The organism is Mesorhizobium sp. M7A.F.Ca.ET.027.03.2.1, from assembly GCF_003999175.1.
Taxonomy (GTDB): Bacteria; Pseudomonadota; Alphaproteobacteria; order Rhizobiales; family Rhizobiaceae; genus Mesorhizobium.
On sequence record NZ_RZOM01001475.1, the window covers coordinates 1 to 1,090 of the forward strand.

General features: G+C 61.2%; 3 protein-coding genes. All 3 read right to left on the reverse strand.

The window, feature by feature from the left end:
* Positions 1-172, reverse strand: a 172-nt coding sequence (locus tag EN750_RS35730) for a PLP-dependent transferase (RefSeq protein WP_189526720.1), incomplete at its 3' end; no start/stop codon positions are given.
* Between the two features lie 225 nt (positions 173-397).
* The gene (locus EN750_RS35735) at positions 398-919 is read right to left on the reverse strand and encodes a CoA-binding protein (RefSeq protein ID WP_127269926.1); all 522 of its coding nucleotides are present in this window, start codon (positions 917-919) and stop codon (positions 398-400) included.
* Positions 906-1,090 (reverse strand): GNAT family N-acetyltransferase (locus EN750_RS35740; protein ID WP_127399375.1); only part of this gene is annotated, 185 nt, incomplete at its 5' end. The genes EN750_RS35740 and EN750_RS35735, both read right to left, overlap by 14 nt.

A 1,090-nucleotide genomic window follows, 5' to 3' on the forward strand; every position in this document is an offset into this window, starting at 1 on the left:
GGGTGTAGATGTTGCCGAAGGCCTTCAGCCCGAACAGCGACGCGGCATGGTCGGCATCGTCGAAGACGAAGGAGGTCGTCTGGTAGATCGGCGTGGCACGCGCGCCGGTCGCCGGATCGGGCTTGGCACCGGCATGGACGGCGAGCGTGTTGAAACCTGGCGTGCGGGTCACTGAAAACCTCCCTTTTGAAACTCTTGAAATCGCCGGGCATTCTTGGCGAAGCATGAGCGCGAATGCAAAGAAGAAAATGCCCTTCGGCGAACGATCTGCGGCCGAGGCCCGAGAAAATGCACTGGTCTAAGGAATAATTTTGCGCCCAAGGCGCATTGCGCATCAGGCCTTGCTTTTGGTGCACGTCGTTATCCCAAAACCGCCGCGCACTTTTGAGCGACTGTCCTACTTCTGGCGCACGCCAAAACTCTGGAATCCCGACCGCATCAGCGGCTTCTTCGACGACAGCACACCGGAATTGACGCCGGTCCAGCCGATCTCGCCGGACAGCTTGCCGTATTCGATTTTGGGGCAGCGGTTCATCACCACCTTGATGCCCGCCGCCTCGGCGCGTGCGGCGGCCTCGTCATGGCGAACGCCAAGCTGCATCCAGATGACTTTCGGCAAGGGATCGAGCCGCAACGCCTCGTCGACGATGCCGGGCACCGCCGCCGGCGCGCGAAAGACATCGACCATGTCGATCGGCTCGGGAATATCGGCGAGCCTCGCATAGGTCATCCGGCCGAGGATCTCCTTGCCGGCCTGGCCAGGATTGATCGGAAACACCGAAAATCCCTTGGCCAGCAGATATTTCAGCACGAAATAGCTTGGCCGCACATCATTGGCGGACGCGCCGACCATGGCGATGGTCTTCACCGAATTGAGGATGCCGGCGATGTAGGTGTTGTCGTAGCTATCGTGGTTCATGCGGCTTCCTGCGGTAGTGGTATCGGTAGAGTTCACGGCTGAACCCAAGCGAGGCATAGAGAGCGCGAGCCGGCGTGTTGTCGACCACCACCTGCAAGCATGCGGCGTGAACCCCTGCCCGCCGCGCCCAGCCGATGAGGCCGCCGACAGTCTTGCGGCCCAGACCTTGCT

Excerpts from the sequence above, each read along its gene's own strand:
- EN750_RS35735 (WP_127269926.1), bottom strand. The coding sequence starts at position 919 with ATGAACCACGATAGCTACGACAACACCTACATCGCCGGCATCCTCAAT.